The organism is Microbulbifer echini (genome assembly GCF_041447225.1).
GTDB classification, from domain to species: Bacteria; Pseudomonadota; Gammaproteobacteria; order Pseudomonadales; family Cellvibrionaceae; genus Microbulbifer; species Microbulbifer echini.
This window is the reverse complement of sequence record NZ_JBGMEL010000019.1, coordinates 76029-82546: the sequence shown is the minus strand read 5'-3', so window position 1 is coordinate 82546 and position 6518 is coordinate 76029. Positions and strand designations below refer to the sequence as shown.

The 6518-nt window shown below is 49.8% G+C and carries 7 protein-coding genes; 1 reads left to right on the top strand and 6 read right to left on the bottom strand.

Going from position 1 to position 6518, the window contains the following annotated elements:
• The first annotated feature begins 370 nt into the window (after nt 1–370).
• The gene (locus ACCI51_RS16630; RefSeq protein WP_371844573.1) at nt 371–1351 is read left to right on the top strand and encodes an integron integrase; all 981 of its coding nucleotides are present in this window, start codon (nt 371–373) and stop codon (nt 1349–1351) included.
• A gap of 90 nt (nt 1352–1441) precedes the next feature.
• On the opposite strand, the gene ACCI51_RS16625 is transcribed toward ACCI51_RS16630, so the two are convergent.
• From ACCI51_RS16625 to nqrF, 6 genes are all read right to left on the bottom strand, one after another.
• A complete protein-coding gene (locus ACCI51_RS16625) occupies nt 1442–1888 on the bottom strand; it encodes a GNAT family N-acetyltransferase (protein WP_299586344.1) in 447 nt (148 codons plus the stop codon).
• 88 nt (nt 1889–1976) lie between these two features.
• Entirely contained in the window at nt 1977–2441 is a 465-nt protein-coding gene (locus tag ACCI51_RS16620; RefSeq protein WP_299586347.1) for a thioesterase family protein, read from the bottom strand.
• A complete protein-coding gene (sthA, locus tag ACCI51_RS16615) occupies nt 2438–3835 on the bottom strand; it encodes a Si-specific NAD(P)(+) transhydrogenase (RefSeq protein WP_299586350.1) in 1398 nt (465 codons plus the stop codon). The genes ACCI51_RS16620 and sthA overlap by 4 nt, the downstream gene beginning before the upstream one ends.
• Before the next feature lie 144 nt (nt 3836–3979).
• Nucleotides 3980–4222 (bottom strand): (Na+)-NQR maturation NqrM, encoded by a 243-nt coding sequence (nqrM, locus tag ACCI51_RS16610; protein WP_371844572.1) that lies wholly within the window; start codon nt 4220–4222, stop codon nt 3980–3982.
• On the bottom strand, nt 4222–5280 hold the full coding sequence (locus tag ACCI51_RS16605; protein WP_371844570.1) for an FAD:protein FMN transferase: 1059 nt from the start codon (nt 5278–5280) through the stop codon (nt 4222–4224). The genes nqrM and ACCI51_RS16605 overlap by 1 nt, the downstream gene beginning before the upstream one ends.
• 14 nt (nt 5281–5294) lie before the next feature.
• Nucleotides 5295–6518, bottom strand: coding sequence for an NADH:ubiquinone reductase (Na(+)-transporting) subunit F (gene nqrF / locus ACCI51_RS16600; RefSeq protein ID WP_299586355.1), 1224 nt, complete (start codon nt 6516–6518; stop codon nt 5295–5297).

The window sequence follows — 6518 nt, the reverse complement described above, 5'->3', positions numbered from 1 at the left end:
TAAAATGCCTCTTATAATTTAAAAGTGGCACCACTCCCGCGCAGCGGGTTTGTACAACATTTACATAGTGATCATCATGACCACTATCTCCCTGATTACTATCCCAAAAACAATTCTACGTCAAAACACTCAAATTATTAAGACAATCAATTAGTTACGAATATTTGGTACGGCCGTAACTAGTAGAAAAATGATCATCGTGACCACTATCCCAGAATTTACCACCATATGTAACCCACTGTATTTGTTCATTTTTTGGGCGCAACTCTCTTCCCTGCCAAAATAACAGTCACGATGATCAAAATTTCGGCTCGCATCTGGTCACATTTCCCGTAAACTGTATATATATCCACCCTGCAGGTATGTTTAAATGGACGACATTCCTATACCAGTCCCGAAAAACTCATCTCGCTTTATGGATCAATTGCGGATCTTTATGCGATCGAAGTACTTGGCTTTCAAGACTGAGAAAACTTATTGTTATTGGGTTAAAGACTTTATTCGTTTTAATCGAATGCGCCATCCAAAAGAGCTTGGCAAAGCAGAGGTGAATAACTGGTTAAGCTATTTGGCTACCAATCGATCTGTATCGGTCAATACCCAAAGAACAGCTTTGAATGCCGTTGTGTTTTTATATAAGCAGTTTATGAGCATTGAACTGGGTGAGTTAGAATTTAGCAACAGTCACCGCCCACGAAAGTTACCCGTGGTTTTCAGCCATGAGGAGGCTACAAATATTTTGGAAAGGCTTACAGGTCCAGCAAAAATTGCCGCATCACTAATGTATGGATCTGGCCTTAGGGTCATGGAAACGGTAAGGCTTCGGATTAAAGATATTGATTTTGCGGAGCAGTGCCTATTCGTACGAGAGTCCAAGGGGGAAAAATGGAGAAGAACACTGCTCCCCAAATCCCTTATCGGATCCCTGAAAACTCAAATTCGCTATACGCTCTCAGTACATCAGCAGGATCTCGATGAGGGATTTGGAGAGGTCTATCTACCCTTCGCATTGTCCAAAAAATACCCAAAGGCCGCGACCAGTCCCTCCTGGCAGTATGTATTCCCGGCCAAGGAGCGCTCTCGTGATCCTCGTAGCAATGTCATACGGAGGCATCATATTGGAGAGCAACAGATACGGCGGGCAGTTACCAGTACTATTTCTAGTTTGGGAATACGAAAAAAGGCAAGCTGTCATACCTTTCGCCATTCATTCGCTACCAACCTACTGCGATCGGGTACAGACATTCGGAATATTCAAGAATTGTTGGGCCATAGTGATATTAATACTACGATGATCTACACCCATGTTATTGGTGTACATGAGCGCGGAATTAGCAGCCCATTGGATTAGATTGGAAAGTAGGCAATACCTCGGTTCACAAGCTCTAGGCAAGTGGGCGATGCTTCCTGCCCCATTTGGCTCTAGCGGGGTGGTAGATCTTTAAAAAGGCACTCTGTAATACACATTATCATGATCAACTTCAAAGCCTAAAGACTGGTATAGCTGCCGCGCGCGAACATTTCTTTTCTCTGTTTTTAGCTCAATACGAACAGCTTTAGTTTCCTCAGCAAAATTCATCGCAGCCTGAATCAGCTTTTTAGATACCCCCCTCCCCCTAAAGCGGCTTGATACCCCTAGATCATTAAGAATCCACAGGCGTGTAAGTGCAAGAGAGGAAAAACATGGATAGAGGTTTACAAACCCCATTACCTCACGACTCTTCGAGTCCACCGCTATAAAAAGTGTAGAGAGTTGGCTACCAACCAAATTGTTGAGAAATTTTTCAGTTTTCTCTAAATCTGACTTATAGCCGCAGAATACCCTGTATTCATCAAACAACAGAGCGACCTCAGGAATATGGCTGTCTTCACAGTGAATTATTTGCATTCTGTGATACCGGGATATTGCCAAGCCTAATACAGAGTTCAGCCGCTTTCTTTGCAGACTATGTTAAACCGTTAAGTACAAAGCATGATTAATAGAGAAAAGTCGCCGTGCCGGTAGCAATAAGCTCTTCTTTGTCATTGCTCAACTCCATTCGGGCAACCACCAATTTGTTGCCAGTGCGTAAAATAGAACCCTCACAAAGAAAGTGCTCCCCCCTGCCCGGCTTTAGGTAGTCCACGCGCATGTCCACTGTACCGAGTTTCGATAGGCGATCGGCCTTTTCTTTCCAGTGCATATCTCCCATACGCTGGTAGGCCGCCACCATCGCAGTGAGACCCCCGACAGTATCGAGGGCGGTGGCGATCACGCCACCATGAAGAATATTCTTCCAGACATTGCCGATCAACTCTGGCCGTAAATCAAATCCGGCAGAAAGCGTAAGCGCTTCCAGGTCGAGAGAGCGCATCTCAAGGCCGATTTGCTGGTTGAAAGGGATTTTTTCAAAGAACCCCTTTACCAGCTCCTGGAATTCACTCGGTGAGGGTTCTGTCATAGTCGTGCAACCCGATTGAGCCCATCCAGGGCGGCACTACGATAGGCCTCTGCCATGGTGGGATAATTGAAGGTGGTATTCACGAAATAATCGATCGTATTGTTAGGTACGGGTTGTTTCATAATGGCTTGGCCAATATGTACAATCTCGGCAGCTTCAGCACCAAAACAGTGGATACCGAGAATTTCGCGGGTCTCAATGTGGAAAAGAATCTTGAGCATACCCACTCGCTCGCCAGAAATCTGTGCGCGCGCCGTGTGCTTGAAGAGTGCGCGCCCTACCTCATAGGGCACTTTCGCCGCTGTCAGCTCGGATTCAGTTTTACCGACTGAGGAAATTTCCGGTAGTGTGTAAATCCCGGTTGGGGCATCCTCAATAACACGGTGGCCACGACCGGCAAGAGCAGCAGCTACCGCCCTCCCCTGGTCATAAGAGGCGCTGGCAAGACTGGGCCAACCAATCACATCACCAACCGCAAATATATTTTCCACTTCAGTGCAGTAATGCTCATCCACGCTGAGTTGGCCGCGGTGATTTGCTTCCAAGCCAACATTATCCAAGCCGAGCGAATTGGTATTACCCGTACGGCCGTTACACCATAGCAGCGCATCGGCATGGATGCGCTTGCCAGACTGCATCTCCATAATCACGCCCTGATCATTAGGTACTACACGGGCATACTCTTCCTGGTGGCGGACGGTAACGCCCATATCCCGCAAGTGATAGCTCAGCGCATCAGAGATCTCGTCATCGAGAAATTCCAGCAGGCTGCTGCGAGTATTAATCAGATCTACCTTGATACCCAGCCCAGCAAAAATAGAGGCGTATTCACAGCCAATCACGCCCGCACCATAGATCATGATCGAGTGTGGGGTATGTTGCATATCCAGAATCATGTCACTGTCGTAGACCCGTTCATGGTCGAAGTCGACATCGGCGGGACGATAGGGGCGGGAGCCAGTGGCAATAATAAATTTTTTCGCGGAGACGATTTCTGTAGCCCCATCCGGTAGCTGCACTTCTACGCTGTCAGCATCGCGAAAGTTTGCCGCACCTACGATTAATTCTACCCGGTTGCGCGCATAAAAAGAGGTGTGCATTTCCACCTGGTAGGAAATCACTTTATTGACAGTTTGCATCACCTGGGGGAAAGTCAGGCGGCGCGGTTCCCCCAGCGCGCGAAAAACGCTTTGGGTGTTATAGCGCATTAGTTGTTTGACAGAGTGGCGCAGTGCCTTTGAGGGGATGGTACCTTTGTGGGTACAGTTACCGCCAACCGCCTGGCGCTTTTCGATCACCGCTACACGCATACCTTTTTTCGCTGCGCTCATCGCGGCGGCCTCACCAGCCGGGCCCGAACCAATTACAACCAGGTCAAACTTTTGCTCTGCCATCTATAGCTCTGATTCTTTTTTCCAAAACAGGGTGCAGGCAGAATACCACCTTCCACTCGCTATTTAATTTACGCTTACCGGCACAGGTTGTGCCAATGATATAAAACAACAAGCCCGTTGATCACGGGCTTGGAAAGGGGTGGATTATTTGCTCTTGGTTGCGTCGTAAGCAAGATCTCCAGCAGCTACCTTTTCCTGCCGCTGTCTCTCCTGTTCTTTTTCACACGCATCATCGTTACCGCCACAAATGGTGCAGTCCTGCTTCATGCCGATATTGTTAAGACCACCACAAGAGCCTTTCAACGGCTTATTTTGCACCATGGCACCGAGTGCCATTCCGGCAACAACAAGTAGCATGGCAACAAAAGCAAAGATAAATATTGTCATCACTCAGACCTCTCTAGGTAAGGAGAAAAAGCGGAACTGAATCGCTCTTCAAATCCTTTTTCAGTTTTTACCAACATGAAAGCGGCTAGGTTATCACGCTCAGCCAAAGCCATACCCGCATCGGCCCCAAGTACATTGAGGGCTGTGGCAAGAGCATCCGCCTCGGCACAGGTCTCTGCAATCACCGTAACAGAGGCCAACTTGTGCTTGAGCGGTCGCCCCGTGCGGGGATCAATACTGTGGGCGTAACGCACCCCATCCCGTTCGTAATAATTGCGATAATCGCCACTGGTTGCTACCGCTTTCCCACTCACATCAATCGGTTGTTGTACCATTTGGCCAAATGCGTTGGGCGTTTCGATGCCGATTCGCCAATCCTTACCCTTTGGATTCACGCCGAGGGTGCGCAGTTCACCACCAATCTCGACCAGGTAGTTCCGTATTCCCTGCTGTTCCAGAAGTAGTGCTACCCGGTCAACACCGTGCCCCTTAGCAATAGCCGAGAGATCAATCTCCACGGGCCGTTCGCGGGTGACGGTATCCGGATCACGCGTCAACTTAAGTGCATCGGAGCCCACTACCTGCTGCAAGCGGATAATTTCCACCTCAGAGGGAATATGTTCCGGTTCCGGCTGGGGGCCGAACCCCCATAAGTTAACCAGGGGGCCGACTGTCACCTCGAAGGCACCATCGCTGCGGCGGTGGATATCCAGGGACATCTCCACAACATCGGCAAGCGACTGACTTACCGGCACGGCCTTACCCAAAGCGCTGCGATTGAGCCGCATCAACTCGGAGTCATCGATATAAGTGGACATCTCCTGGTTAACCTGTTGCAGCTCGCTGTCTATCAGCGCCTGCAACACAGTAGACTCCATATCTGCGGGGACATCGACAACCGTAATGTGATAACTGGTGCCCATGGTGCGGCCGCTCAGCTGCCAGTTCTCCGGTGCCGGAGTGCAGGCAGAAAAAATAGCGACCACACAAAGCAAAAACAGGGCCGGAAGAACGGGCCCTGTTTTCGCTTTTTTCGGGGCTTTGAATGCGTTTAGCAAACTAAGCTCTCCGTTTAACCACCGAAGTCGTCGAGGAGGATATTTTCATCCTCTACACCCAGGTTTTTGAGCATATTGATGACTGCAGCGTTCATCATGGGCGGTCCACACATGTAGTACTCACAGTCTTCAGGCGCCGGGTGGTCCTTCAGGTAGTTTTCATACACTACGTTGTGAATGAACCCGGTATAACCAGTCCAGTTATCTTCCGGCTGCGGGTCGGAAAGAGCCACATGCCACTTGAAGTTATCGAACTCAGCGGCCAGACCGTTATAGTCATCTTCGTAGAACATCTCGCGCAGCGAACGAGCGCCATACCAGAAACTGATTTTGCGGGTGGAATTCAAACGCTTGAGCTGATCGAAGATATGCGAGCGCATCGGTGCCATACCGGCACCACCACCGATAAAGACCATCTCGTTGTCGGTTTCCTTGGCGAAAAATTCACCGAAGGGTCCGTACACCTTGATCTTGTCACCGGGCTTCAGGCTGAACACATAGGAAGACATCTGACCCGGTGGAATGCCCTCGGTGCGGGGCGGCGGGGTCGCGATACGGATGTTGAACTTAACTACACCCTTCTCTTCCGGGTAGTTGGCCATGGAGTAGGCGCGAACCACAGGCTCAGTCACCTTGGACTCCAGCTTGAAGAAACCGAAGTGTTCCCAATCACCACGGTACTGATCTTCGACTTCAAAATCAGCAAATTTTACATGGTGAGCCGGAGCTTCCAGCTGTACATAACCACCAGCACGGAAATCGACACTCTCACCTTCGGGCAAACGCAGGGTCAGCTCTTTAATGAACGTGGCCACGTTGGGGTTGGACTCCACAGTGCATTCCCACTGCTTCACACCAAACACCTCTTCAGGTACTTCGATTTCCATGTCCTGCTTTACAGCAACCTGACAGGAAAGGCGCTTGCCTTCTTTGGCATCGCGCGGAGTGAAGTGTGCCGCTTCAGTCGGCAGCATATCGCCACCGCCGGAATTCACTTTACAGATACACTGCGCACAGCTGCCGCCACCGCCACAAGCAGAGGCCAGGAACAGGTTATTCGCAGCCAGGGTTTGCAGCAGCTTGCCGCCGGCCGGTACGGTAAGAGTTTTCTCACCGTTAACCAGGATATTGACGTTGCCGGTGTTTACCAGGCGCGAGCGGGCAGCAAGGATCACCGCTACCAGCGCCAGCACGATGACGGTAAACATCGCTACGCCGAGGATAATTTCAATACTCAT